This is a genomic window from Paenibacillus hamazuiensis (assembly GCF_023276405.1).
In the GTDB taxonomy this organism is placed as follows: domain Bacteria; phylum Bacillota; class Bacilli; order Paenibacillales; family NBRC-103111; genus Paenibacillus_AF; species Paenibacillus_AF hamazuiensis.
Window position 1 is genome coordinate 1,318,748 of the sequence record NZ_JALRMO010000001.1, and the last position, 26,066, is coordinate 1,344,813.

Genomic DNA, 26,066 nt, shown 5'->3' on the forward strand with positions numbered 1-26,066 from the left:
TTATCTGAAAATGAACCCGACGCCGCTGCCCCGATAAAATCGGCAATTGCGACGGAACACGTTTACATGGAAGCTTGCAGCGGTTTGTTTTCCCGCAGCGTCTGGCGAAGCACATAGAAAATGATGGCGGCTTCGGCCGCGACGCCGAGCGATTGCGCCAAGGCGCCGATCACGCCGCTCCAGCCGTGGCTGACGAGAATGCATGCGATCAGCGAAATCAGCGTGGCGGAAACGTTGGCGGCCTGGGACCAAACCATCACCTTCGTTTCGCCGCGCAGCATGATGATGCCGTTTCCAAAATCGAGCCAGGGGAAAATCAGCGTCGTCAGCATAAATACGCGAAGCGTTTCAAGGCTTGCATTCATCAGACGCTCGTTTACGCCCATCACGTTTTCCATAAACCACGGTCCGAGCGGGGTGTACGTCAGTCCTGCGATAAGCAGCGTCGGGATAAAGCCGACGAGCAGCGCGAAACGGACGACCTGGGTGCGGTCTTTTTTATAAAAGTTGAGCACGATCTGATGAATATAGCTGAAAAAGCTTTGCACCAGCTGGGTCAGGCTGGAAGCAATCGCAAACGAGGCGATCGCAAGCTGGGCGTCGTCGGTTTTTCCGAGCACCGCGTTGATGGACGGACCGATGACGACCGCGATGACCGAGGACAGCAGCAGCGGCCTGTAGAAGCGGAATATTTGCCCTGCCGTTTCGATGGGATGGTCTTCCTTTTTCTCGGGAATGACCTTTTTCAGCAGCGACCGTCCCTCCCAGAAGCTGACCGCGCACTCGATCGTCATGCCGGTCAGGAAGATGATCGCTCCCACCATGCCGCTTGTCACCGAATTCGTATGGATAAAAAAGAGCGAAAGCAGGTACATCGCGAGCAGCCGGACGATCATGCCGATGGTCAGCCACTTCGTACGCATGTTAAAGATGATGACCCCGTGAAAAACGCAGCGCAGGCCGGAGAAGATGCTCACGAACATCAGCACGCGGTAAACGCTCAGCACCTCATCGATCAGCTCGGGCCCCACACCCATCAGCTGCATAAATGAGTATTTGCCGATCGGCGTATAGGAAACGATAAGGCCCATGACCAGGATGCTGGCCAGCACGTAGATGCTGAGCCTGGACATGGCCCGAAACGATACGCGGTCGCGGACGAGCGCGGAGCAGGTTTGCCTGAGCAGCACCGCCGGCCTTTCCGTAATGCCGAGCAGGCTCATCGGCAGCGCGTAGCTGGCGATAATGATTTCAGGATGAGCGGAGCGGGCCAGCGTGCTGTTGATAATGACGTGCGAGATCGTAACGAGACTGGCGGATATGCCCAGCGGCAAAAAGAAAGCCAGCAGTTGTTTCAAAGAGACGCGGGTCTCTCGGCTGTGTGACATATGCAGGACCCTTTCTTTTATTGCGGCGGCGCCCCCGAAAGCGCCCGGAACGACGCGGGCAACACATCAATGATAGGGGGCTTTCTTCCGAAATGATCATTTTTCGATTATACCACGCGGCACAGCGTATGGGATGATTTTTTTTCGGTGAAGATGTGGCGGGCGCTCCGGCGTTCATGTTACCATAAAGTGAATGCGAGCGGTGGCGAAAAAGATTCAATTGACCGGGAGGGAGAGACTCGTGAATTACGACTTTGTAATGGATGAACGGCTCGGCATCATGCTGCCCGAGCTTCAGCTCGACTGGGAGGATTACAGCGAAGAGGATCGGGCGGACATCCTGCTGCGTTGGGAAGAAATCCGCGGTACGATACCGGACCGCATCAAGGCGCTTGAGCGGATCATCATCGTCAAGCAGGAGCAGCTGAACTTGGAGGATAATTTTGCGGTGTCGTGCCGGCTCAACAGCGAGATCGCGGAACTGGCCAGCACGATCAACGATCTGCATTTATGGTTTCGGGTCAATCAGGACATTACCGCCGGAGCGGCTCATCATTAAAGCGCATTTGATTGGGGCTTGCGCGGCGTATATACTATAATGAAATGAAAAGAAACGAAAAGGAGGTGCCGCCGGTGTCGGGAGCGCTTCAAAGCATCGTAAGTAAGCTGCTTTCCCGCGAGCCGGAGCTGTATCCGGCCGAGGAATGGGACGAGCTGCTGGACATCCGGATCGCAAAGCTGACTTTCGGGGACGGATCCGGACAAGGGGCGTCGTTTGCGCTTGCGTTCAAGGCGGGGCTGCATTTGTGGAACGACAGTCTGGACGCCTCGCACACGCTGTCGCAAAGCATCGAAACGCCGACAGGCAGCTATTGGCACGGCATCATGCACCGGATGGAAGGCGACTACAGCAACGCAAAATATTGGTTTCATCAAGTCCGTAGTCATCCGGTGTACGGCCGTCTTTGGCATGCCGTGCGGAGTTATTGGGAGCAGGGGGGGGCTGCGGCTGCGAACGGCATTGCCTCGGTCCGCCTGCGGAGCATGCTGGAACGGCTTGTGGAAGGGGCTTCCTGGGATCCTTATTTGTTCGTGGATTTGGTCGAAAACCAGGTGAGCATATCCCGCGATCCCGCGGCGGAAACGGTGCTTCGGCGGCTGCAGCGGCTGGAGATGGGACTGCTGCTGGAATATTGCTGGGAACAAATCGGTGGAGGTACGTCGCTTGAATTCGGCTAAACCGCGCATGGCAACCGTTCCCAATAGGCCTCTGGGACTGATGATGAGAGTGTATCGCTACGTGCTGCCGGAAGTGCGCAGCCAGCTCCGCATGTGGCGTGAGACGGCGGAGCGGATCCCCGATCCGGAGCTGCGGCAGCAGGCGATCGCCAGCATGACGACGAAGCAGTTTCACTGCGAGGGCGGGGCGGTTTACGCCGCTGCCAATTTGCCGATGCGGCACGTGCTCATTCCGCTGATTGTCGCTTTTCAGACCATTAGCGATTATTTGGACAACTTGTGCGACCGCAGCACATCGCTTGACCCGCAAGATTTTCGCCGGCTGCACCAGTCTATGCTGGATGCGGTCGCTCCGGAGGCGCCGCTCCACGATTATTATGCGTTCAGGCAGGAGAAGGAGGACGGCGGCTACCTCGTCTCCCTCGTGAAGACGTGCCAGTCGTGCATCTGCATGCTGCCCTCTTACGGGCGGGTGGCCCGGCGCGTGCGGGAGCTGGTCGGCTTGTACTGCGATCTGCAGGTGTACAAGCACATTCGCCACGATTTGCGGGAGGCGGAGCTCGACAGCTGGTGGCGGCAGCACAGCGGGAAGTTTCCGGACATACGCTGGAACGAGTTCGCCGCGGCGACAGGTTCGACGCTCGGTGTGTTTATGCTGTTTTTGGCCGCCGCGGGGCCGGATTTGCCTGAGGCTGCGGCGGAGGAGATTTATGAAGCGTATTTTCCGTATGTATGCGGGCTCCACATTTTGCTCGATTATTTAATCGATCAGGAAGAGGATCGGATCGGCGGGGATTTGAATTTTTGCAGCTACTATGAAAATATCGATGTGACCGTCAGGCGGATCGCCGAAATTGCCGAAGAGGCGCGCAAAAGGGCCATCCGGCTGGACGGCGCCGGCTTTCACCGGATGATCATCGAAGGGCTGCTCGCGTTGTATTTGTCCGATCCGAAGGTGCGCAAGCAGCCTGAGGTAAGGATCATTTCGCGGCAGCTGATGAAAAACAGTCCGTGGATGCGCATCTTCTTCTTTATTAACAGCATTTGGATACGAAAAATTTCGTAGCGGACAAGCCGGTTTTCAAGTAAAATGGCTGTATGTATTTTTTTTAGAGCATGGGAGGATCAGTGACATGTCAGCAGTTAAATCGATAGCGGTTCTCACGAGCGGCGGCGATTCCCAGGGGATGAACGCAGCGGTGCGCGCCGTCGTAAGAAGCGCATTGTTTCACGGCTTGGAGGTATATGCGGTGCAGCGGGGCTATGCCGGGCTGATCAACGACGACATCCGGCAAATGGACCTGCGCAGCGTCGGCGATATTATTCAGCGCGGCGGCACGATTTTGCAGACGGCCCGCTGTAAGGAGTTCATGACGCCGGAAGGCCAGCAGCTCGGCGCGGATAATTTGCGCAAGCGCGGCATCGACGGGCTTGTCGTCATCGGCGGAGACGGCTCTTATCAGGGGGCCAACAAGCTGAGCAAACTCGGCATCAAGACGATGGGGCTGCCGGGTACGATCGATAACGACATTCCGTTCACCGACTATACGATCGGCTTCGATACGGCGGTCAGCATCGTGGTCGATGCGGTCAACAAGCTGCGCGATACGATGAGCTCTCACGAGCGTTCTTCGGTCGTCGAGGTGATGGGCCGCCACTGCGGAGATATCGCGCTGTATGCGGGGCTTGCCAGTGGGGCGGAAACGATTCTCGTGCCGGAGGTGCCATTCGACCTCGACGAGGTGGCGAGCCGGATGAAAGGCAACTTCGACCAAGGCAAGCGCCACAGCATCATCCTTGTAGCCGAAGGCGTCGGCAAAGGCGAAGATATCGCCCAAGAAATTACCCGCCGCAACGGCATCGAGCCGCGCGTCACCGTGCTAGGCCATATTCAGCGCGGCGGCACGCCGACGCATAACGACCGTATTCTCGCCAGCCGCCTCGGCGACTTCGCCGTGCGCAAGCTGATCGAAGGCGATTCCGGCAAAGCGTGCGGCGTTATCCGCAACGAGCTCGTCGTCACCGATATCGACAAGGTCGTCAATTCGAAGAAAGACTTTGATTTGAGTCTGTACCAGTTGGCGATGCGTTTGTCGCAGTAAATTAAAAATGGAGCTATGGAGAATCGTGTGGATTCTACATAGCTCCGTTTTGTTTTTACTGCAGCGTGCGGCCGGATCCGGCCCCCCGGGTCCGGGTCGAAGGTCCGTCCGGGCTGATGTTCGTTGTTCGTGCGTATAAAGGAACTGATGTTCGCTATCCTCGGGTAAAAGGGCATATCCGCAATATTAGAGGAACTGAGATGCGCTAAATCGGTGAAACACGGCGTGAGGGTTAGAAAACGATGCAAATAACGCATCTGAGTTCCCTTAATCTTGGCAAACCGCTCGAAATGTTCATTATAGCGCACTGTAGTTCCTTTATGAACCCGGGACCGGGACAAGCGGAGCGATGCATATTGGATCTACCCTGAGGGGCAGGCATGCGGGCGGTTTCATCCTCGCGGGGCGCATGCCGATTTCAGCGCCGCTACGATTTCGTCCGTCGGCCGGTTGCCTTTGCGGGCGTAAACGATTTTCCCTTGCCGGTCGATCACATAGACGATGCGCTGCTGGCCGAGCAGACCGAACAGCGTTTCCCCGACATCGTATTTCTGCCGGATCGCTTGATCCGGGTCGGACACGAGTGGGAAATCGTAATGGTGTTTGGCGGAAAACCGGCGATGTTCGTCGAGCGTTCCCGGATTGATCCCGAGAACGAGCGCATCGTACGCGGCATATCTCGCTTTGGAATCTCGGACGGCGCACAGCTGCCTGGTACATATGGGCGTATCGTCTTTCGGGTAAAAGATAAGCACGATCGGCCGTTTGCCGAGCGAATCGCCCAGGCGTACCTGACCCTGCGTGCTTTCCGCTGTAAAGGCCGGGGCTTGCTGTCCCAAACTCAGCATAAAGGAATCACTCCGTTTTTAATGTGTCAGCTTTATTGTAACGGACCGGTGCCTGCCTGTAAAACGGCAAGGTGCAATATGCTGCCGGATTTGGTAAGCTTATGTAACGAGTCCTTACGAGAAGAATTTCCGCAGAGGAGATGTTGAAATATGTACTTGTATAAGTTGGAAATTGTTTTAAAGGACCAGACCGTCAATTTGGTCGTGCTTGCGGAAAATGACGACCAGGCGTTCGATACGGTGGAGGAGCATTTGGTACGCCATTTCGTGTACAACCCGGAAGTGATGGAAGCCAGCATCGTTGAGAAAAAACGGGCGGCCAAAGGCAACGGATACGTGATTGAAACCGGAAAATAATTGTAATTAACCCGCTTGACTTTATATACATTTGATACTAAAATGTATGTAAAGTGTGAATCGGAAAGGTGAGATGATATGAAAATCGCGATGATCGCCGGAAGCAATCGGCAAAACGCATCCAGCACGAAGCTGTGCCGATATATCGGGAAGCTTTTGCAAGAGCAAGGCTGTGAGGTGACGCTTTACGATCTTTACGAGCGTCCGCTTCCTTTTTATAATCCGGATCTGGAGTACGAGGATGCCAACCTGAAGCTGCTTAAGAGCACGGTGATGGCAGCGGATGCAGTCGTTTTGGCAACGCCCGAGTATCACGGAACATTATCCGGCGTTCTTAAAAATGCGCTCGACTTCCTCGGCTTTGATTATTTTGACGGGAAAGTCGTCTTATCCGTCAGCTCGGCCGGCGGCGCAGTCGCCGTCAGCTCGCTCACGCACCTGCAAACCGTCGTGCGCAATGTGCATGGCATCAACTGCCCCGAATGGATTTCGATCGGCGGCGAGGCCCGGCGGTTCTCCGCGGACGGCATGCCGGAGGACGAGAAGACGCGGCAGCGCATCGATAGAGTGCTCGGATATTTCCTGCAAATGAGCCGGACTTTTAGAAAGTCGACTGTTTAAACGTATTATGTCGGCTGGGAATTACCGGTTGGAAAGCAGTAGGCTGAGAGGGGGAAAAACCGCCTCTCAGCTCTGCCGAAGATCAATGACGTGGCCCGAGAGCGCAAAAAAGCTGCTCTCGGGCCTATTTGCACGGGCCGGAAGGAGCAAATGAGCGCCGAGAGAGCGAAACACCGTCTCTCGGCACATTTGAGCTCGGGCAGCACAGTCCGAGAGCGGGAATATCCGCTTTCACCTTAATCATACAGATACGCGGCATAAAGAGGCATGCAGTCGCTCCCACGTGTTTTTTGTTGAAAATTAGCAAAATATGCTATAATAATTCCTGTTATTTCCTATATCGGTTACGCACGGGCAAAGGAAGGGATGCTGGTGGTCTTTAAGTTACTCGCGAAGCATTTAAGGCAGCCTAGCGGTTTTATCGGTAAAATGGTCGGCCGGATGATGAACCGGGGTAACGATGCGATGTATCGGTACACACTCGGCTTGCTTGATGTGCAGCCGGGGGAATCGATTTTGGAGATCGGTTTCGGCAACGGCAAATATATCGCCGAGCTGGCGCCGCATGTGAAAGACGGTCTCGTAGCGGGGATCGATTATTCCGAAACGATGGTGCAGGAGGCAATCAAAAGCAACCGGACTTTTATCGAGGAAGGCACCGTGGATATTCAGCTTGCTTCCGTCGAACAAATACCTTACGCCAAATTAGCCTTCGATAAAGTTTTTACAGTCAACACGATTTATTTTTGGCCCGATGTGCGTGCCGGCATCGTGGAGATATGGCGCGTTCTTAAGCCGGGAGGCAAATTATTTGTCGCGATCCGGTCGAAGGAAAACATGGAGAAGTTTCGCTTCACCAAGTACGATTTTACGCTGTACGATGCGGATGAAGTGGCCCGGCTTTTTCAGCAGGCAAATTACGAGGATGTACAGGTGCATACGAACCGGAAAGGCTCGCTGGAATTCCACTGCATTGTCGCGACGAAATGAAAATGATTGCTTCACAGCGCCGACATGGCTTATAATTTAGGGAAATACATAAACGGAGGACAAGCAATGGATATCGCAGCGCTTTCCACGCAAATGCAGATAAGCCGCCTAAGCGATGCCGTAGGCATACGCCTCCTCAGCATGGCGAATGATCAGGCCGAAACGCAGGGTCAGCAGATGATCCAGCTCATGCAGCAGAGCGTACAACCGTATTTGGGCGGCAATTTCGACGTGAAGATTTGATTTCGAAACGAATGCCGGGAGGACGAGGGCGTCCTCTTTTTTTTCGTATATTTGGAGGGTTAGGACGATGGCCATATTGAAAAACGATTGGGCTCCGCTGCTCGAGGCCGAATTTCAAAAGCCGTATTATTTGGAGCTTCGCCGGTTTTTGGCGCAAGAATACCGGACGCGGACGATTTACCCGGATATGCACGATATTTTTAATGCGCTTCATTATACCCCTTATGCCGACGTATCCGTTGTCATCCTCGGACAAGATCCGTATCACGGGCCGGGACAGGCGCACGGTCTCAGCTTCTCGGTCAAGCCGGGAGTGCCGGCGCCGCCCTCGCTGCAAAACATGTTTAAGGAATTGCACGACGACCTGGGGTGCTACATCCCGGACAACGGCTATTTGGTGAGATGGGCCGAGCAGGGCGTTTTGCTGCTGAACACGGTGCTGACCGTGCGGGAAGCGACGCCGAACTCGCATAAAGGCAAAGGCTGGGAGACGTTTACCGATCGGGTCATCGCCCATCTTAACGAGCGCGATAAGCCCGTTATCTTTGTGTTATGGGGGAGCCATGCACAGCAGAAGCAGCAGCTCATTACTTCTCCGCATCATAAAATGATCAAATCGCCGCATCCGAGCCCGCTGTCCGCTCACCGCGGATTTTTCGGCAGCCGCCCGTTTTCGCGGGTTAACCGATACTTGTCGGAACTGGGCAGACCGATAATCGATTGGCAAATTCCGAACTTATCACATACACATGCAAAAGAGGTATCTCAATATGGCTGACGAGGCGTTGTTGGACGATCGCCGGCAGGCCGTGCTGGAGGCCGCCGCGCGTTACGCGCGCGAGACGCTGGAGAACGATGCGAGCGGTCACGACTGGTGGCACATATACCGCGTGGACCGGCTTGCGGAGACGATTGCGAATGCCGAAGGAGCAGACGTGTTCGTGTGCCGCCTGGCGGCGCTGCTGCACGACATCGCCGACGAGAAGCTGTGCGGCGATGAAGCGGAGGGTTTGCGCGCCGTACGCCGCTGGCTGGATGCGCACAGAGTCGATGCCGCCTCGGCCGACCATGTCATTGGGATTATTTCCTCGATGTCGTTCAAGGGCGGCGGCCGTCCGCCGATGCGGACGCTGGAAGGGCGCGTCGTGCAGGATGCGGACCGGCTCGATGCGATCGGCGCAGTCGGCATCGCCCGTGTATTTGCGTACACCGGGGCGAAGGGCCGGCCGATCCATGTGCCCGGCATCGAGGCGCGCGAACGAATGACGAAGGACGAATACCGCAGCACCGGCGGCACGGCGATCAATCATTTTTACGAGAAGCTGCTCAAATTGAAAGATCTGATGAACACCGATTACGCGAAGCGGCTCGCCGAAGGGCGGCACCGCCAGCTGGAGCAATATTTGGCATGTTTTTACGAGGAATGGGAAGGAATTAGATAACGATTACTTTCGACGTACAAAGGATGAAGCGAATGGATTTAAGGAAAAATCGACTGCATGACTCTACTCTTCATAAAACAAGCGAGGAACGGGACGAGTACGAAAAGGATTACGCCCGTTTGATCCAATCGCCGGCTTTTCGCAGACTGCAAGGAAAATCGCAGGTGTTCGGCGCCGGTTCGGGCGATTATTACCGGACGCGGCTTACGCATTCTCTCGAAGTATCGCAGATCGCGAGGGAGGTGGCGCGTCGGATGAACGGTTCGTATCCGTTTCTCGCGAAACGGGAGCATCCGGGGCTCATTCTCGATCCGGCGGTGGTCGAATGCGCGGCGCTTGCCCATGATTTGGGTCATCCTCCGTTTGGGCATAAAGGCGAAGAGGTGCTGAACAGTCTGCTTCAGTCGCATGGCTTCGCCTACGAAGGCAATGCGCAAAACTTTCGCATTTTAATGTTTCTGGAAAAGCGCGCAGACAGCGGCTTCGGCCTCGATCTGACGGCGGCTACGCTGCTCGCGATCAATAAATACCCGTATTCCCTCGAGGAGCCGGGACGGATTAAAGGCGTGTATGCCTCCGAATGGGAGGGCATCGGTTATTTACGCGACCTGTGGAACATGCCGCAGGGGTGTCCGACGCTGGAAGCCCAGCTTATGGACCTATGCGACGACATCGCTTATTCCACACACGATATCGAGGACGGCATCCGCGCCGGCAAAATCCAGATGAACCGCACGTTTTTCGAGGATCGCAGGCTCGTCGCCCATCTGGTCCAGGAAATTGTCGAAGATCGGGGTAACTACGCAGTCGGATGGGAGCAGGTCAATATCGAAGAGATGGTCCGGCGCGTGCTCGCCGAATATTTGCAGCAATGGGAGCAAATTTACGCTTCATGCCATCAGGAGGCGTCCCGGACGCGCAGGGAAATGAAGGCCCGCTGGGTCGGACTGTTTGCCGGACGGGTAGGGATTATCGACGATCCGGTGACCGGCTGGAAAAAGGTAACGTTCGTGCGGGACGGCCAGCATGACATTGAGCTGCTGCGCACGATGGAAATTTTGAAAAAGCTCGCCTGGGTGACGATGATCAAAGACTTCCGCGTGCAGCGGCTGCAAAAGCGGAGCGAGATCATGCTTCAGCGGCTTTGGGACAGCTTTATTGAGGAAGAAACCGGACGCCGCATCGTACCGCCCGACTGGATCGAGGAGCACGAGCAGCAAAAAGGCAAATGGCCATGGCACCGTTTCATCGCCGATTACATTTCCGGAATGACGGACGGTTACGCGGAAAAAGTATACGCCGAGCTGTACGCCAGCAAAACCGGATCGATCTACGAAATGGATTAAAACGTTCGGGAGGCGGCTGCCCGCGGCGCGAAACAGTGCGCGGCGGGCAGCTTTATTATTGCTTAGGAAACGTCTGGCAATGTTTCGAACCCAATATTTTGCTGGCTCGGCCTACAGTTTTCACAAGCGAACCTAAAATAAGCCTATCACGGCATCATTTGGAACATTTTATACTGAAAAGTGTATGCGCTTACAAAATGATTCCGCTTGGGGGAAGATGCCGTGATGTATGATGCCGTTCGTAACAGGCTCGCCGCATTGATGTCGGCGATGCTCATTGTCCAGCTTCTCGTGTTTGCCGTTCCGGCTTACGCCTATGAGACGGACGCCGGAGTCGCCGCCGTCACCGATGATGCGGTTATTGACAGCAGCAAGCCAAACGTCAATATCGACAGCAGCACCAATGGAACGACTTCGGGGCTGTTCAGCGTCAGCGCCTCGAACAATACGAAAAAGTACGCTTACTACAAATTCGATCTAAGCGCGGTGAGCAATCCCGAGTACAAGTTCTATCTGAATATCGGCGCGAAAATGGGCACGAGCAACACCAACGTCGAGGTCAGCGTACTCGGTCTGGACAATGCGTCGTGGTCCGAAAAAACGATTACCTGGAACACGGCTCCGTTGACCGATTGGACGCAGGCGGTCCCGGTCGGCAAGTTCAAGGTGGTTGCTCCGAACGGGTCGGCTCCCGGCTTGTACACGATCGACGTGACGGATTATGTCCGCAGCCGTGTCGGCAGCGGCTTCGTCACATTTATGATCGGGGACACCGCCGCTACCGGAGTGAGTTTTAATCTTTATTCGAAGGAAGCGACGGGCAGCAACCCGGAACCGTCACTTGTGGCAAAGCGGGTCGTCGATCCTACCCAGGATACGCAGCCACCGGTTTGGCCTGCGGTCGGAAAGCTTTCCGCCGCCAATATCGGCACGGACTTCATTACGCTGACGTGGCCGCAGGCTGCCGACGAGAACGGTGTTGCGAATTACCGTCTGTATAAAAACGGGGAGCTCCTCGCACAGCTGGAATCCGCTGCCGCGTATAACGTTACCGGCCTGACAGCGGATACGGCTTACGAATTCAAAGTTGAAGCGGGGGATGCCGCAGGCAATTACAGCAGCGGGCTTACGCTGGCCGGAAAGACCCTTGCGGCTCCGATCCAGCCGCTGCAGGCGGTCGGCGTTACGGCAAGCGGCAGCGACGGCAACGTCGAGACAGGCACGATCGATAACAATCTGTACACCCGCTGGTCCGCCTCCGGAGACGGATCGTGGATCATGTTCGATTTGGACGATACGATGCATATCGGTTATTTGGGAATCGCTTTTTATAAAGGGGATGTTAGGTCGACAAGCTTTGAAATCCAAACTTCCGCCGATGCCGTAAATTGGGTGACGGCGTTTTCCGGCACGAATCCGGTAAGGACGACCGCGATGACGGCGTTTGACATCCCGGATACCGACGCGCGTTACGTGCGTCTTGTCGGGCACGGAAATTCGGACGGCTCGAGCTTTTTCAGCTTGACCGAAGTACACGTCTATCCTCCGTTTGCATCGGGAGATACGCCGGTGGCGGTTATCCCGTATTATGTGCCGGGACCGCCGCCGGGCACCGTGCCGTTTACCGCGCCGGGGATGACGAATCCGGACGGCTCGCCGCATCCGGTGCACACTCCGCATCCGGTAACCGGCCAAACGCTGAATGTGCTTCAGTTTGGAGCAGACCCGGGTGATAACAATAATGACGATACACAGGCGCTGCAGGCGGCGATCAATGCCGCCCGGCCGGGCGACGAAGTGTTTTTGCCAAACGGGACCTACAATTTGAATTATTCTCCGGACGGCTTGATCAACGTCTCTTTGAAGACGGGAGTGAACGTTCGCGGCGAATCCAGAGACGGCACCATCGTCAAGACGAGCCTGAACAAAACGAAAAACAGCACGACGTTCAAGTCGGCGGCGCAGCATGATTTGAAATTATCGGATATGACATTCACCTCGACCTGGAACGGTACGTATCCGACCGATACGAAAGCGAACAATCCTCAGGCGGGCGGGCCCGACAGCCATATCATTTTGGCCAATTACGGGGAGGCTCCGTCTTATAACATTACGGTTGACAACGTCGCCGTGGAAAAATATACCCGCATGGGCATTCGCGCCGATAACAGCCACGACATCGTCATCCGCGGCAGCGTGTTCCGCAATGCGACGGACGTCGGCCCCGGCGGTTCGGGCTACGGCATTTCGTTCCAGGGAATGCCGAAGATCGACCGGCTCGGCTTCGATAATGACACCAAGTGGAACCTTGCGGAAAACAATACGTTCGAGGGGCCGTATATCCGCCACGGTGCGCTGATTCAAAACGTGGCACACAACAATGTGATCCGAAACAATACATTCCGCGGCACGAAGCTCGATGCGATCGACCTTCACGGAGAACTTGAGTATCTGAACGAAATTTACGGCAACGAGATCGCGGACATCCTTACCGGAGGCGGCGTCGGACTCGGCAATACGGGCGGAACCGCTCCAAGCAATCACAGCGCGAGCGGCCCGAAAAATTACATTCACGACAACCGCATCGTCAATTCCCGCGAAGGCATCAATGTATCGATGGGAACGCCGGACACGGTCATCGAGCGCAATATCATCGAAAACAGCACGACCGTTGTGAACGGTGCGGGGATCAACATTTTGAACGGACCACGAACGATTGTTCGGAATAATATCATTCGGAATAATACGGCCGCGAATTATTGGGGGATTTTGCTGGAGCATGATCCGGGCGATAAAAATGCCGGCAACATCGGGGAAGGCGACCCGCTGGACGTTCTGATTGAAGGAAATTCGATCGTCGGCAATGCGAACGGGATCCAAATTGCCGCCGGAACCGGCATTATTTTGCGGAGCAATACGGTGACAAGCACCGGCATCAATTATGCGAAAAGCGATGCGGCGCAAATTGCGGAAGGGTGGCCGTCCGCGAATGCCGATTTGAGCTCGCTGGAGATCACCGATTCCTCGGGCAGCGTGCTAACAGGGCTGTCTCCGGCCTTCAGCGCGGATACGACAAGTTATAAGCTCGTCGTCAAAGGCAATCCGGCGCCGGTCATGGTCAAAGCCGCAGCCGCCGCTACCCATGCGCGTATGCGCATAAACGGCGCCGAGACCGCCAGCGGCATGCCGTACGGCCCGATCACTCTGGCTACGGGCGACAACTCGATTCGCATCGATGTCACGGCGGAAACCGGCGCAACGAAAACGTACGATGTCGTCGTCACGGTCGATGTGCCCCCGACCGCTACCGTCACATACAGCACGTACGGACCGACGAACCAAAATGTCATCGCTGCGATGACGCCGAGCGAGCCGGTTACCGTTCTGAACAACGGCGGCTCCGCCAGCTACACGTTTACCGGCAACGGCAGCTTCACCTTTGAATTTGTCGACGCGGGCGGCAACTTGGGAACGGCCACCGCTTCGGTTTCCTGGATCGATAAAGAGGCGCCCAAGCTCAAGGTGACGGCGGATAAGCCCGATCTCGGACAGCCCAACCATAAGCTGGTGCCGATTCAAGTAACGCTTCAGGCCGACGGCACCGGCTCGCGTATCGCTTCGCTCAAGCTGGCGTCCATCGCGTCGAACGAACCGGATAACGGGCAAGGCGACGGAGATACGGCGGGCGATATACAGGACGCGAATTTCGGTCAAAACGACACTTCGTTCCTTCTTCGCGCCGAACGTTCGGGCAAAGGCAGCGGACGCGTCTATACGATCACGTATACCGCAGCGGACGAAGCCGGCAACGAAGCTAACGCTTCGGTCCAGGTTACCGTCTCCAAGTAAAAAAAGCCGCTCCAGGGTCAATTGACCCCGAGGAGCGGCTTTTTGCGCGTTTGGAAGCATAGATTATTAAGGTAACGCAACTCTTGGGTAACAGTAGAGCGTGTCCGGCACCAATTCGGCATCAGTCGAATCGTGCCGGACAAACGCGGGCCAGAGGCATGCATCCGCTTCCTGCATCTTCACACCAACAGTAAAGCGTGTCGGGACATAGGCGATTTACCCGAAGGGAAAGCGCCATGCCCCGACAAACGCGATCTAGAAGCGAGCATTCGCTCTTACGGGCGGGTCCAGGGCGCTTGGGGCGCCTGGGGTCCCCCTGGAGGGGGATTTAGGGGGTGACCTAGCGCTTACTTATACTCAACCCCCGCCGTATACGAGTTGCCGGCGTTCCACAGCAAAAACTCGTCAACCCCGTTATCCTTCAACGCTTTGATCTGCTCTTCGACTTCATGTTTGCCGTACGAAATATGGCCGGGCACCCAAGTGGCGGTAAAATCCTGAATCCACGGCCGGATGATCGGCTTGAGCGATCCGATCGTCTCCAGCTTCTTGTGCGTATCTTTCATCGCACCGTCAATCGTTTGGTAAGGCGCCGCATCGGGCACTTTGGCCCCGAACCATCCTGTCGTGTAATGGCTTGGATAAATCATCGGGCAAATCACGTCGACGTTTTGCGATATTTTATCGAAATCCTGGCCGATCCCTTCGGCGGCGGGAACCGAGGCGGCATAACCGAAAATGTCCACCGATACGCGTACACCGAGCGGGCTTAGCTGTTCGCGGGCATACTTGACGAATTCGGCGACCGCTTCGATGCGGGTACGTTCGTCTTTGAAGTACTGCAGCGAGTCGGCGCGGGTTTCGAATCCTTCCGGGAACCGGACATAATCGAACTGAATTTCTTTAAAGCCGGCTTTGACCGCTTCTTTGGCGACGGCGATGTTGTAGTCCCATACTTCTTTTTTGTACGGGTTGACGAAGCTGTCCTTTTTTCCGTTGCTCCAGAGCGAACCGTCCGGGTTCAGATAAGACAAATCCGGCCTTTTTTTGGCCAGCACCGTATCTTTGAACACGACAATCCGGGCGATCGGATAAATTTCATGCTCCTTTAACGTATCCATCAGCTTCGGCATATCGGGGATGATTTTCTGGGTTGTCTCCATGGCTTCAAGCTCCGGATTGCCGGTTTTGTAAGTAATATACCCCCAATCGTCCTTGATGTCGATGACCATCGCATTCAGCTCCGTATCGTCCATCAGCTTGACGAGCGTATTCAGCCTTGCGCCTCCGGCGCTGTGGGCTGTCGCATAGACGCCTTTGATTTTGGGCGCATCCTTCTGCGGATCCGTTTTGTTTACGGGAGTCAATCGATCCGGCTTCGGCGCGTTCGGATCCGCCGCTTGAACGATTGCGGGTTTGCCCGAATCGACGGCGGCCTGGGCGAGCTGTTCGAACGTCATATCCGGGTGATCCGCGGAAATGCCGCCCCAAATCATTAGCAAAGATGCAAGCAATAAGTCCATGTCTTCAGGCTCCTAGGTCTCAGTCTATAAGTCTACCATTCATTATATGACAAGGCGGCCAGGACGGACAGGGAAATTTGGAGCATTTTGTCCAAATGACGCGGGTTTTGTAAAAAGAGTAATCGTGCAGAAAGCGCTTCTCAATTTTATAGATTTGCGATAGGATAGAGGATGTGATTTTTTGCGGAAGATGAGGTCCGGATATGAATAAACAACTGCTGTTATTGCGCGGCCTGAACTTGCTCTATTACGCTACAAGTGCGGTGCTGACGCCGTTTTTGCCGATTTATTTCGAAGGAAAAGGGTATTCGACTTCACAGATCGGCCTGCTTATGATGTTCGGTCCGTTTATCGCGATTTTCGCCCAGCCGCTTTGGGGGTATTTGAGCGATCGCTACAGAACGCTGAAGACGATCATATTCGCTTTGTGGGCGCTCAGTTTGCTCTCCAGTGCAGGCGTTTTTTTAACGAACGGTTTTTCGTCCGCCTTTCTGTTCATGCTGCTGCTGTATTTCTTTCTTCTGCCGGCGGTGCCGCTGCTGGACAGCATCACGATCAAGTCCTCCCTGGAAGCAGGTGTATCGTACGGTTCGGTGCGCATGTTCGGGTCGATCGGCTTTACGATTGTCGCCGTCAGCTCGGGTTACATCCTGGTGCGGATGGGCGGCGTGCAAAACATCCCCTATCTGTACTGGGGTATCTGGCTCCTGCCGCTTGTGCTGGTGCTGTTTTTGAAGGATGAAAAAGGGGGAGGACCACGCCTGACGTTCAGGGCGCTTGGGAGCGTACTGCGAAACGGCCCGTTCCTCTGGTTTCTGTTCATGGTGTTCGTGCTGATGGTGCCGCACCGGATGAACGACGGGCTCGCGGCGCTTTACCTGAAGGACCTCGGCGCAACCGACACGATGCTCGGCACGGCCTGGGCGCTTGCTTCGCTCAGCGAGATTCCGACGTTCGCCTTGCTCGGACGGTATATGCATCGCTTTCACGAGCTGGCGATGCTGGGCATCGTCGGGCTTATTTACACGGTACGCTGGCTGCTCTATTACTCGGTGCAGGACCCGCTTGTCGTGATGCTGCTTCAGGCGTCGCACATGGTCACGTTCGCCGTATTTTGGCTCGTCGCCGTCCAGTACGCGGTGCGGATGGTGCCGGAGGAGCTGCGTTCAACCGGTCAATCGATACTATCCGCCGTTTTCCTCGGCCTCGCCGGCGTGACCGGGGGAACGTTGGGCGGAATGATCAAAGATCACTGGGGCGGCGAGCATATGTATTCGGCGGGAGCGGCGATGGCGCTGCTTGCGGCCGTCATGTTTTTCGCCACGCATGCTTACCAGCGCAATAAAAAAACCATTCGCACCGGTTGACGGTCGAATGGTTTTTTTCGGATGTACCGCTTAATGCTTCGGGGCATTCGGCGCGGAGTCGCCGGCGACGGCATCCTTGTGCGCTTCGGAAGCGGAAGGCCCGACTTCCTTGCGGGGGGGAGCATCGTCGGACGAACCTCCGTTGCCGCTGGTCGCATCTTTGAACTCGCGAAACATTTTGCCGAATCCGCGTCCGAGCTCCGGCAGCTTGTTAGGACCGAACAAGAGCAGAGCGACAAGCGCGATCAATATGATATGCCATGGAGACAGCGCACCCATGTTCATGACACCTCCAACATAAAGTAAAACTCGCGTATTCTTATCATATCACGTTATTATCATACTATATAGATTAAATATTACAAAACAGTTAAAAAAGCGGCCGTCCGTTTCACCGGAACAGCCGCTTTCCTTAATGCAGAAGAGCGTCTTTATTATGCTCGGAAATGCTGTACTGAATAATTTCAAGCACATCCTCCGCCAACAGGGCGGATAAGCCGTTTCTTAGCACGATGTAAGAGTCAAGCTCCACTCGCGTTAGGGAAGAATACAGCTCGGGTGTTAATTTCATTACAATGTCGGACAACTTTACGGTTTCCATACGCATCCCCCTTCCACTCATCAACTTCACTCGAATTATGAAGAATTGGAAAAGAAAGAAACTCGAAATCCAGATAAAGCCGTATAGGTATTGCATGAAATTACTATTTCATTATATCACATTCTAAAAAAATATGTATGGGAAAATTATTTGGTCTTATCCCGTCGAAAACGTCCCATCACCCCGACCGTTTCCACGATATTGACGAAGGCATGGGGGTCGGTGCGGCGCACGATGGATTTCAGCTCCGCCAGCTCGTAGCGGGTTGTGACGGTCATCAGCATGTCTTGCTGCTGCTGCGTATATGCCCCTTCGGATTGGATGGCGGTAACCCCGCGTTGAATGAGCAGGAGCCGGTCCAGCAGCAGCTGCTTTTGTTTGGTAATGATGAACACCGTCACCTTCAAATGCCTCGTGTGGATCGTATCGATCACTTTGCCCGTCATATATATCGACAGCATCGATCCGAGCGCCAAATCCCAATCTCTTTTAAAATATCCCAAGGCCAGGATAACCAGGCCGTTCAGGCCGAACAATAACGTGCCGAGAGGAAAATCGCGGTCCCTCGTCAAAATCGAGCCGACGACGTCGAAGCCTCCCGTCGAGCCGCCGGCGCGCATCGAGATGCCGGTGCCGATGCCGATCATCACACCGCCGGCGACGGCGGTAAGGATCGGATCCTGAATGAAGCGGAACGCAGGAATGAACTGCAAAAACCAAGATGTTAAAATGACCGAAACCGTACTTAATACGACAAATTTGCGTCCGATCGCCCATAATCCCCAAATCATGATAGGCACGTTGCTAAGCAGAAGCAAAAAACCGATGTTCCATCCGGTCAAATATCCGATGATCATCGAGATGCCGGATATGCCGCCGCTGAGCAGCTGATGAGGGACCAAAAACAGGTTGAAGCCGGCAGCTACGAACAATGAGCCTGCGGCGATAATGAGAAGTCCGCCGAGCATTTTCAAGGAAAAATCACCTCCTGCCACTTAGTATGGATTGCAAAAAGTCGGCAAATGCAGCAGGTAGAAAAAAAATGCAGCTTCCTGTCGTCCGGGACGGCACCCGCAGGAAGCTGCATAGCATTTGATTATTTTCTTTTCGTAAACGAGCCGGATCTTGAACCGGTGCTTGGTTTGCTGGAGCCGGTAGTCGGTTTCTTATAAGTAGGCGTTGATCCGTCGTTGCGCCGCACGCTGCCCGAAGGCGTTGTGCTTGTGCCGCCTCCGGCCGTCCCGCCGCCGAAGCTGCCCTTGCGGTCCGATGTCGTCGGAGGTGTCGTACCCTGCTTGCTCGCGGCGGGAGGCGTTTGCGGCCGCTGCGTATAAGTCGGCGGCGGGGTGTACCCTCTGTAATCGCTCGAACCGCGGCTGTTGAACCACCCGCCGCCGAACAGCGATTGCAGCAGAGTTGCCGTAATGTACCCCTGAAGGAACGAAGAGTCGTAATGCTCTTTCGCATACTCGACCGTATCCACTTCGACGAGCGAATCGCTTTCGTTATTCGGGTCTTTGCGAATATTGATGATTTTATCCTGGTAAACGAGAAACATCTGGTCCGCAGATTCCTTGCTGATCTCCTGCGGTTTGTCTTCGGCGGCAATTTCCTTGGCCGTCGTAGGCACGTCTTTGCCTTCGGCCACGTACACTTTCGCCGTGTTTTTCCCTTTGCCGTCGACGCTGACAAGCGGGTAGTTGTCCTTAATATAAGACCCTGCGTCCGCGCAGCCTGCCATTAATGCGAAAACAAGGAGATATATGATCCATGATGTCCATTTCTTCAATGATGTTCACCCCTGACTATTTGGCCGATTTCATGAATTTAATCAGGCCCGCCGGCGTCCGGGTCGCTTCCATGGCTACATATTTGCCGTCCTGCCATTGCAGAAAGAAATATTTGTCCTCCGCTCCAAAATATCTCCATACCATAACCTCGTCATTGCTGCGGAAATCGGTGTTCCCTTCTGAGCGGACCATATCCGTACGGTAATGCTCCAGTTCGTATGTCATCTCGCCGCCGACGTCGAGTCTGGTTGGAACATCGTTCGGATCGTCCAGCGACCCTTCGACAAATTCGCACAGAAAACATTCGTACGTCCGTCCTTTTTCAATGAGAAGACATGAAATATGCTTCCCGTTTCTTAGATAATAAGCAAACCGGTGGGGAGCGAAGCCCCGGTCAAAGTAGACCGCCTTTCCGGAAACGACATATTCCTCAAGATCGACGTTGACAATATCCCCGACGGCCGTTTCCTCGAACGGATTCGCCTCTCTTGCCGGCGGCTCGGCTTTGTTGCTTTTCCAAATATCGCTGACTCTTTTAAAAATGGACATGAGGCCCACTCCTCTATCGTGAATGATTCAAGATGCTTGCCGGAACATACACTTATTATATACGATATTTCAAAGCGGCGGTTTCGATTTCACGAAAAAAAGCAAAAACGGCATAGAAATGAATGGAATTATGATTCTGCTTTGTGGTATAATAATAAAGATATTCTTAAGTACGGCTTTATGACGCCGGCCACCGGCTGTCCTTTACATCTGTTCGGTATTATCAATGCGGACGCGAGAACACTTTGTAGATATTAAATAGGAGTCGGACTTAAGGGTATAAATAAAAAGAACCCAAAAGAAAAAGGAGATTGACATCATTTGAAAACATTTAGTGAATTTGGCCTCGAGCCGAAAGTATTGCGCGCCATTACGGAAATGGGCTTTGAAGAATCGACACCGATTCAGGAAAAAGCGATTCCGATCGCCATGGAAGGGCGCGATCTGATCGGTCAGGCGCAAACCGGTACGGGCAAAACAGCCGCATTCGGCATCCCGCTGGTGAACAGAATCGACGTTAAAGAAGAACGCATTGTTGCACTCATTATGTGTCCGACACGCGAGCTCGCCATTCAGGTAGCCGAAGAAATCGAAAAGCTTGGCCGTTTTAAAGGCATCCGCTCGCTTGCGATTTACGGCGGACAAGACATCGTAAAGCAAATCCGCGCACTGCGCAAAAAGCCGCAAATCATTATCGGCACGCCGGGCCGCTTGCTCGATCATATAAACCGCAAAACGATCAAACTCGACGACGTGAAGAACGTTATTTTGGATGAAGCCGACGAAATGCTCGACATGGGCTTTCTGGAAGATATCCAGTCGATCCTCAAGCTTTGCCCGACCGATCGCCAAACGATGCTGTTCTCGGCAACAATGCCTGCGAACATCCGCAAGCTGGCCGACCAGTTTTTGAGCAATCCCGAGCATGTGTCCGTTATTCCGAAGCAAATCAGCGCTCCGCTGATCGATCAAGCTTATATCGAAGTTCATGAAAGACAAAAGTTCGAGACGCTCTGCCGTCTGCTGGATATGGAATCTCCGGATCTTGCGATTATCTTCGGCCGCACGAAGCGCCGGGTTGACGAGCTCGCCGAAGCGCTGCAAAAGCGCGGATACTCCGCGGAAGGACTTCATGGCGACTTGTCGCAAAACCAACGCGATAACGTAATGCGCAAATTCCGCGACGGCAGCATCGATGTGCTCGTTGCTACCGACGTAGCGGCAAGAGGTCTTGACGTTTCGGGCGTATCCCACGTAATCAATTTCGACCTGCCGCAGGATCCCGAAAGTTATGTGCACCGAATCGGCCGTACGGGCCGGGCGGGCAAAGAAGGGACAGCTTGGACGTTCGTTTCGCCGAGAGAGATCGACCATCTGTACTTCATCGAGAAAATTACGCGCCATAAAATTGCCCGCAAGCCGATGCCAAGCCTTGCCGAAGCGATCGAAGGCAAGCAAAAGATTACGGCAGAGCGCGTGCTGGACATCGTGCAAAAAGACGAGCATAACGAATATAAAGGCATTGCGATCCAATTGCTGGAACAATACGATTCGGTTCACCTGCTGGCAGCCGCATTCAAACTGCTGACCGGCGGCGACAAAAAAGAGGTCGAGGTGGAACTGACTCCGGAAGAACCGCTTCGCGCGAAGAAACGCCGCTTCGACGTACGCAGCTCCGGCCGCAAAATGTCCGGTGGCTACGGCTCCCAAGGCCAGGGACAACGCCGAGGCGGCGGCTATGGAGACCGCGATCGCGGCGGCTCCGGCGGTTCCCGCTACCCTCGCAAGGACGGCCGCGAATACGGCAGCCGCGATAACCGCAGCGGAGGGGATCGCGAATACAAATCCCGCCCGAGAAACTCCGAAGGCCGGAATTTCTCCCGCTCGGAAGAACGCGACGACCATCTCGTCCGCAGCTAATATAACGTTTGAACAAAAAAAGAAGGTGAAGCTGAAGAGCTTCACCTTTTTGCATAGTAAAATGGAGGAAGTTATTATATGACGAAAGCCCGGAGAACGATTACCAACAAAATATAGAGAACGAGAACTACGCCGATGGTGGTGAAACCGAAACCGAAACCGCCAGTACCGAAGCAAGACATGAAAAATAACCTCCTTTACCTGTAACCTATATGATTGTTTTAACCGGGGGGGTAATATATCCTATGTCCTGTACACGGTTTGGTCTGTACAGCTACCTATTCACGGGAAAATAGGCTATAATGAAAACGTTAGCTTCACGGCTTGTCCGGATTCGTTCATGTCCCGGCATACGTAACTTGTAGGAGGTTGTCATTTTGGAGTTTAAAGGCGTCATGGGAGGGTTTTACCGTATATCCGAGTGGATTATGCGGCTTTCTGTCATCAATGTGTTATGGGTTATTTGTTCGATTCCTGTATTTTTGCTGATGCTTGTCATGCTTCAGGCTCAGGACGTCAATCAGTTTTTGTCGACACTGATGCTTGCGGCCATCGTCTCGCCGTTTACCCTGTTTCCGGCGACGACCGCGATGTTCGGCGTTGCCCGCAAATGGCTGACCGGGGAAGAGGACGCTCCGCTGTTCAAGACGTTTTTCCGTACGTATAAGGAAAATTATGTCCAAAGCATGCTGGGAGGCATCATTTATGTGCTGATCGGCGCCGTTTTATATACGAACTTCAAATTTTACGGTACGCAGTCGTCATCGCTCGGTATTTTGAAATTTCTGGTTCTTTCTTTAACCGTAGTGCTGACCGTCTCGCTGTTTCATTTCTTTTCGATCATCGTTCATTTGCATATGAAGCTTCTGCAAATCATTAAAAACTCGGTGCTGATTTCGATCGGCAATCCGATCCGGTCGATATTTATTTTGGTCGCCAACGGGGCCATCCTATATTTCAGCTTTTTTCAATTTACGTTTCTGATCCCGTTTTTCATGGGTTCGCTGATCGCCGTCGTCTCCTTCTGGAACTTTCATTTCATTTTCGTAAAAATTCAGGAAAAACAGCAGAAATGGGCGGAGGAAGAGGCTGAGGCGAGCCAGCAGGATTCGGAGGATGAAAGCGGTGCATCCGAAGACCAAGCGGCCTTGCGCGAAGCAAATAACCCGGATGCTGCCGGGAAACCGAATGAAAAAGAAGATCCGCGGCCATAATATGAATGCGGTGGAAAAAGCGCGCGAAAAAAGTAATAGTCGGCTGTTTACTTTCCGCGTCGAACCTACTATAATATAGACACAACAAAATCCTGCGATGTTCGTTTCGGTTTTAATGTTGTTTTGAACCAATGACTGTTTCTAGGGAGACCAATATTTCAGCGTGGCTGACATGCCCTCGAAAAGGGACTTCAAAAGCGCTGGTGCGGACACCCACCTGCGAGAGCGGGTTTGAAACGCAAAATCGGACGGCATATGCGGGTTTTTTTGTGTTTTTTTCCGCCAATGTGTTATTCTATATAATGAAAAAGGCATAATAATGCGCCTTATTATTTAGAAGGAGTGTGGAAAAAAGCGATGAAACTGTTTATCGACACAGCTAACGTGGAAGAAATTCGAAAAGCGTTTGAAATGGGCGTCATCTCGGGCATTACGACGAACCCGTCGCTCATTGCCAAAGAAGGCCGTGATTTTTTTGAGACGATCCGCGAGATTGTGTCCATCGTCGGCAACATCCCGATCAGCGCCGAAGTCGTCAGCCTGAAGGCGGACGAGATGGTCGAACAGGGCAAAAAGCTCGCCGAACTGGGCGACAGCGTCGTCATCAAGGTGCCGATGACCGAGGATGGGCTGAAAGCGACGAAGCAGTTTACCGAGATGGGCATCAAAACGAACGTGACGCTCATCTTCAGTTCCCCACAGGCGTTGCTCGCAGCCAGAGCCGGTGCGACCTACGTTTCGCCGTTCATTGGCCGTTTGGACGACATCAACATGATCGGCATGAACCTGATTAAAGAAATCAGCGACATTTTCAGCATACATAATATTCAGTCGGAAATCATTTCGGCCAGCGTGCGCCACTCGTCGCACGTCATCGAGGCGGCGCTCGCAGGTGCGCATATTGCGACGGTGCCGTTCAAGGTCATTCAAGGCATGGTCAAGCATCCACTGACCGATTCCGGCATCGAGCGGTTCCTGGCGGATTGGAACTCCGCAAATCAGAAGCAGTTTTAAATGGAAAAAGCAGGCCGACGGCCTGCTTTTTGCTTTCGATCACGCCTGCTCCTGCACGAGATCGGTGAGCTGATGGAACGTATCTTTGAGCGTGCCGTACAGACTGCGGTATACCGCGTAGATCTTCTCGTACTGTGCCTGCCTTGCCGGATCCGGTTCGACGCGGCTTTCGACCGCGATCCATCGCTCGCACAGCTCCTCGATGCTGCGGCCGAGCACGCCGGAGGCGGCCATCACCGCGGCGCCGTAAGCCGGGCCGTCGGTGGAGTTAACCGTCACCACCGGGTAGCCGAAGATGTCGGCGATCATTTGCCGCCAAAACGGGCTGCGGGCGCCGCCGCCGTTGACGCGCAGCTCCGTGATCGGTGCGCCCGACGCTTTCACCAGCTCAAGCGAGTCGCGCAGCCCGAAGGTGATGCCTTCGAGCACGGCGCGCGTCAAATGCGCTTTGTCGTGGCGCAGGCTCAGTCCGATGAAGCCGCCGCGCGCCTTCGGATCGGGATGAGGCGTCCGTTCGCCGGACAGATACGGCAGGAACAGCAGCCCTTCGCTGCCGAGCGGCGCGGTTTCGGCGAGCGCGGTCAAATATTCGTAAACGTCGCGGCCTTCCTGACGGGCTTTCTCCATCTCCTCGCCGGCAAAATGGTTCCGCCACCATTGGAACGAGCCGCCCGCCGCGAGCATGACGCCCATCCGGTGCCATTTGCCCGGCACGCCATGGCAAAACGCATGGAGCCGGCATTCCGGCTCCGGCTGGTAGCTGTCGTCGTGCACGAAGACGACGCCGGAAGTTCCCAGGGCGACGGACGCGACGCCCTGCCTCACGACGCCGACGCCGACGGCGCCACACGCCTGGTCGCCGCCACCGGCGACCACCGGCGTCCCTGCGGCGAGACCGGTCAAAGCCGCCGCTTCCGGCAGCAGCCGGCCGGCGATCTCGTTGCTCTCGTAGAGTGGAGGCAGCCACTCCATCGGAATGCCGAGCCGCTCCACGACTTCGGTCGACCAGCGACGGCCGGCAACGTCGAGCAGCAGCGTGCCGCTCGCATCAGCCATGTCCATGCCGAAGGCGCCGGTCAGCTTCAGCCGGACGTAATCCTTCGGCAGCATCAGGTGCGCCACCTGCGCGTAGCGCTCGGGTTCGTGATTGCGAAGCCAAATCACCTTCGGTGCGGTAAACCCGGTCAGCGCCTTGTTGCCGGTCAGCTCGCCGAGGCGCTCCTTGCCGACGGCCGCTTCGATCCATTCGCATTCCGCAGCGGTACGCTGGTCGCACCAGAGCAGAGCAGGGCGGACGACCTGCAGCGAGCGGTCCAGAAACACAGAGCCGTGCATTTGCCCGGATAGCCCGATGCCCTTTACTTCAGCGCCTGAGACGCCTGCATGCCGAAGCAGTTCCGCAATGCAGCCGGCCGTGCCGTTCCACCAATCCTCCGGATGCTGCTCGGCCCAGCCCGGCTGCGGCTGCAGCAGCGGATACTCCACGCTGTGCGCGGCTTTGACTTTTCCTTCCTGATCCACTAAAATACATTTCACCGCGGACGTGCCCAAATCAATGCCTAAAAAATAAGTCACGGTCTCACCTCGTTTTTTATTAACGCCAAACTTAGTTTAATAATTATACTAAGAACCTTGTATAATATATTCGAAGCCGAAGGTGAAA

Annotated in this window: 26 protein-coding genes and 1 other RNA gene; 17 read left to right on the plus strand and 10 right to left on the minus strand. The window is 54.6% G+C overall.

Annotation, left to right across the window (positions count from 1 at the left end):
• Nucleotides 1-62 precede the first annotated feature (62 nt).
• On the minus strand, nt 63-1,388 hold the full coding sequence (locus MYS68_RS05545) for a multi antimicrobial extrusion protein MatE (RefSeq protein ID WP_248924871.1): 1,326 nt from the start codon (nt 1,386-1,388) through the stop codon (nt 63-65).
• A gap of 193 nt (nt 1,389-1,581) precedes the next feature.
• Between MYS68_RS05545 and MYS68_RS05550 the strand changes: the two genes are divergently transcribed.
• The 4 genes from MYS68_RS05550 (at nt 1,582) to pfkA (ending at nt 4,729) form a co-directional block, all read left to right on the plus strand.
• Nucleotides 1,582-1,947 (plus strand): hypothetical protein, encoded by a 366-nt coding sequence (locus tag MYS68_RS05550; RefSeq protein ID WP_275983433.1) that lies wholly within the window; start codon nt 1,582-1,584, stop codon nt 1,945-1,947.
• A 74-nt stretch (nt 1,948-2,021) separates the two neighbouring features.
• On the plus strand, nt 2,022-2,627 hold the full coding sequence (locus tag MYS68_RS05555; protein WP_248924873.1) for a hypothetical protein: 606 nt from the start codon (nt 2,022-2,024) through the stop codon (nt 2,625-2,627).
• A gap of 40 nt (nt 2,628-2,667) precedes the next feature.
• Nucleotides 2,668-3,693, plus strand: a complete 1,026-nt coding sequence (locus MYS68_RS05560; protein ID WP_248930825.1) for a tetraprenyl-beta-curcumene synthase family protein — start codon at nt 2,668-2,670, stop codon at nt 3,691-3,693.
• 67 nt (nt 3,694-3,760) lie between these two features.
• Entirely contained in the window at nt 3,761-4,729 is a 969-nt protein-coding gene (gene pfkA / locus MYS68_RS05565) for a 6-phosphofructokinase (protein ID WP_248924874.1), read from the plus strand.
• Between the two features lie 392 nt (nt 4,730-5,121).
• Here the strand turns inward: pfkA and MYS68_RS05570 are convergent, their stop codons facing one another.
• Nucleotides 5,122-5,577 carry a peroxiredoxin gene (locus MYS68_RS05570; protein WP_248924875.1) on the minus strand — a complete coding sequence of 152 codons (456 nt, stop codon included), beginning with the start codon at nt 5,575-5,577 and terminating at the stop codon, nt 5,122-5,124.
• A gap of 150 nt (nt 5,578-5,727) precedes the next feature.
• Between MYS68_RS05570 and MYS68_RS05575 the strand changes: the two genes are divergently transcribed.
• The 8 genes from MYS68_RS05575 (at nt 5,728) to MYS68_RS05610 (ending at nt 14,425) form a co-directional block, all read left to right on the plus strand.
• Nucleotides 5,728-5,934 (plus strand): DUF3906 family protein, encoded by a 207-nt coding sequence (locus MYS68_RS05575; RefSeq protein WP_248924876.1) that lies wholly within the window; start codon nt 5,728-5,730, stop codon nt 5,932-5,934.
• Nucleotides 5,935-6,012: 78 nt separating this feature from the next.
• Nucleotides 6,013-6,555 (plus strand): NADPH-dependent FMN reductase, encoded by a 543-nt coding sequence (locus MYS68_RS05580; RefSeq protein WP_248924877.1) that lies wholly within the window; start codon nt 6,013-6,015, stop codon nt 6,553-6,555.
• Between the two features lie 372 nt (nt 6,556-6,927).
• A complete protein-coding gene (locus MYS68_RS05585; protein WP_248924878.1) occupies nt 6,928-7,545 on the plus strand; it encodes a class I SAM-dependent methyltransferase in 618 nt (205 codons plus the stop codon).
• 66 nt (nt 7,546-7,611) lie between these two features.
• Nucleotides 7,612-7,788, plus strand: coding sequence for a YjfB family protein (locus MYS68_RS05590; RefSeq protein WP_248924879.1), 177 nt, complete (start codon nt 7,612-7,614; stop codon nt 7,786-7,788).
• Between the two features lie 67 nt (nt 7,789-7,855).
• A complete protein-coding gene (locus tag MYS68_RS05595) occupies nt 7,856-8,566 on the plus strand; it encodes a uracil-DNA glycosylase (RefSeq protein WP_248924880.1) in 711 nt (236 codons plus the stop codon).
• Nucleotides 8,559-9,230, plus strand: a complete 672-nt coding sequence (locus MYS68_RS05600) for an HD domain-containing protein (RefSeq protein ID WP_248924881.1) — start codon at nt 8,559-8,561, stop codon at nt 9,228-9,230. The genes MYS68_RS05595 and MYS68_RS05600 overlap by 8 nt, the downstream gene beginning before the upstream one ends.
• A gap of 32 nt (nt 9,231-9,262) precedes the next feature.
• Nucleotides 9,263-10,576 (plus strand): deoxyguanosinetriphosphate triphosphohydrolase family protein, encoded by a 1,314-nt coding sequence (locus MYS68_RS05605; RefSeq protein ID WP_248924882.1) that lies wholly within the window; start codon nt 9,263-9,265, stop codon nt 10,574-10,576.
• 225 nt (nt 10,577-10,801) lie between these two features.
• On the plus strand, nt 10,802-14,425 hold the full coding sequence (locus tag MYS68_RS05610; RefSeq protein WP_248930826.1) for a CBM96 family carbohydrate-binding protein: 3,624 nt from the start codon (nt 10,802-10,804) through the stop codon (nt 14,423-14,425).
• Between the two features lie 347 nt (nt 14,426-14,772).
• On the opposite strand, the gene MYS68_RS05615 is transcribed toward MYS68_RS05610, so the two are convergent.
• Nucleotides 14,773-15,948 (minus strand): putative glycoside hydrolase, encoded by a 1,176-nt coding sequence (locus MYS68_RS05615; protein ID WP_248924883.1) that lies wholly within the window; start codon nt 15,946-15,948, stop codon nt 14,773-14,775.
• 203 nt (nt 15,949-16,151) lie between these two features.
• On the opposite strand from MYS68_RS05615, the gene MYS68_RS05620 reads away from it, so the two are divergent.
• Nucleotides 16,152-17,315, plus strand: a complete 1,164-nt coding sequence (locus tag MYS68_RS05620) for an MFS transporter (RefSeq protein ID WP_248924884.1) — start codon at nt 16,152-16,154, stop codon at nt 17,313-17,315.
• 30 nt (nt 17,316-17,345) lie between these two features.
• Here the strand turns inward: MYS68_RS05620 and tatA are convergent, their stop codons facing one another.
• The 5 genes from tatA to MYS68_RS05645 form a co-directional block, all read right to left on the minus strand.
• A complete protein-coding gene (gene tatA, locus MYS68_RS05625; protein WP_420852094.1) occupies nt 17,346-17,600 on the minus strand; it encodes a twin-arginine translocase TatA/TatE family subunit in 255 nt (84 codons plus the stop codon).
• 127 nt (nt 17,601-17,727) lie between these two features.
• Complete coding sequence (locus tag MYS68_RS05630; protein WP_248924885.1) at nt 17,728-17,922, minus strand: hypothetical protein; 195 nt, start codon at nt 17,920-17,922, stop codon at nt 17,728-17,730.
• Nucleotides 17,923-18,062: 140 nt separating this feature from the next.
• Nucleotides 18,063-18,884 carry a YitT family protein gene (locus MYS68_RS05635; RefSeq protein ID WP_248930828.1) on the minus strand — a complete coding sequence of 274 codons (822 nt, stop codon included), beginning with the start codon at nt 18,882-18,884 and terminating at the stop codon, nt 18,063-18,065.
• A gap of 128 nt (nt 18,885-19,012) precedes the next feature.
• Complete coding sequence (locus tag MYS68_RS05640) at nt 19,013-19,705, minus strand: DUF4247 domain-containing protein (RefSeq protein WP_248924886.1); 693 nt, start codon at nt 19,703-19,705, stop codon at nt 19,013-19,015.
• A gap of 16 nt (nt 19,706-19,721) precedes the next feature.
• On the minus strand, nt 19,722-20,255 hold the full coding sequence (locus tag MYS68_RS05645; RefSeq protein ID WP_248924887.1) for a DUF4178 domain-containing protein: 534 nt from the start codon (nt 20,253-20,255) through the stop codon (nt 19,722-19,724).
• Nucleotides 20,256-20,576: 321 nt separating this feature from the next.
• Between MYS68_RS05645 and cshA the strand changes: the two genes are divergently transcribed.
• A complete protein-coding gene (gene cshA, locus MYS68_RS05650) occupies nt 20,577-22,175 on the plus strand; it encodes a degradosome RNA helicase CshA (RefSeq protein ID WP_248924888.1) in 1,599 nt (532 codons plus the stop codon).
• A 74-nt stretch (nt 22,176-22,249) separates the two neighbouring features.
• Here cshA and MYS68_RS05655 read toward each other — a convergent pair whose 3' ends face one another.
• Nucleotides 22,250-22,357 (minus strand): sporulation protein YjcZ, encoded by a 108-nt coding sequence (locus tag MYS68_RS05655; protein ID WP_248924889.1) that lies wholly within the window; start codon nt 22,355-22,357, stop codon nt 22,250-22,252.
• 195 nt (nt 22,358-22,552) lie between these two features.
• Between MYS68_RS05655 and MYS68_RS05660 the strand changes: the two genes are divergently transcribed.
• The 3 genes from MYS68_RS05660 (at nt 22,553) to fsa (ending at nt 24,403) form a co-directional block, all read left to right on the plus strand.
• Entirely contained in the window at nt 22,553-23,389 is an 837-nt protein-coding gene (locus tag MYS68_RS05660) for a YesL family protein (RefSeq protein ID WP_248924890.1), read from the plus strand.
• 86 nt (nt 23,390-23,475) lie between these two features.
• Nucleotides 23,476-23,657: non-coding RNA, 6S RNA (ssrS, locus tag MYS68_RS05665), on the plus strand.
• An 89-nt stretch (nt 23,658-23,746) separates the two neighbouring features.
• Nucleotides 23,747-24,403, plus strand: coding sequence for a fructose-6-phosphate aldolase (gene fsa / locus MYS68_RS05670; protein ID WP_248924891.1), 657 nt, complete (start codon nt 23,747-23,749; stop codon nt 24,401-24,403).
• A 39-nt stretch (nt 24,404-24,442) separates the two neighbouring features.
• Here the strand turns inward: fsa and xylB are convergent, their stop codons facing one another.
• Nucleotides 24,443-25,978 (minus strand): xylulokinase, encoded by a 1,536-nt coding sequence (xylB, locus tag MYS68_RS05675; protein ID WP_248924892.1) that lies wholly within the window; start codon nt 25,976-25,978, stop codon nt 24,443-24,445.
• Nucleotides 25,979-26,066 lie beyond the last annotated feature (88 nt).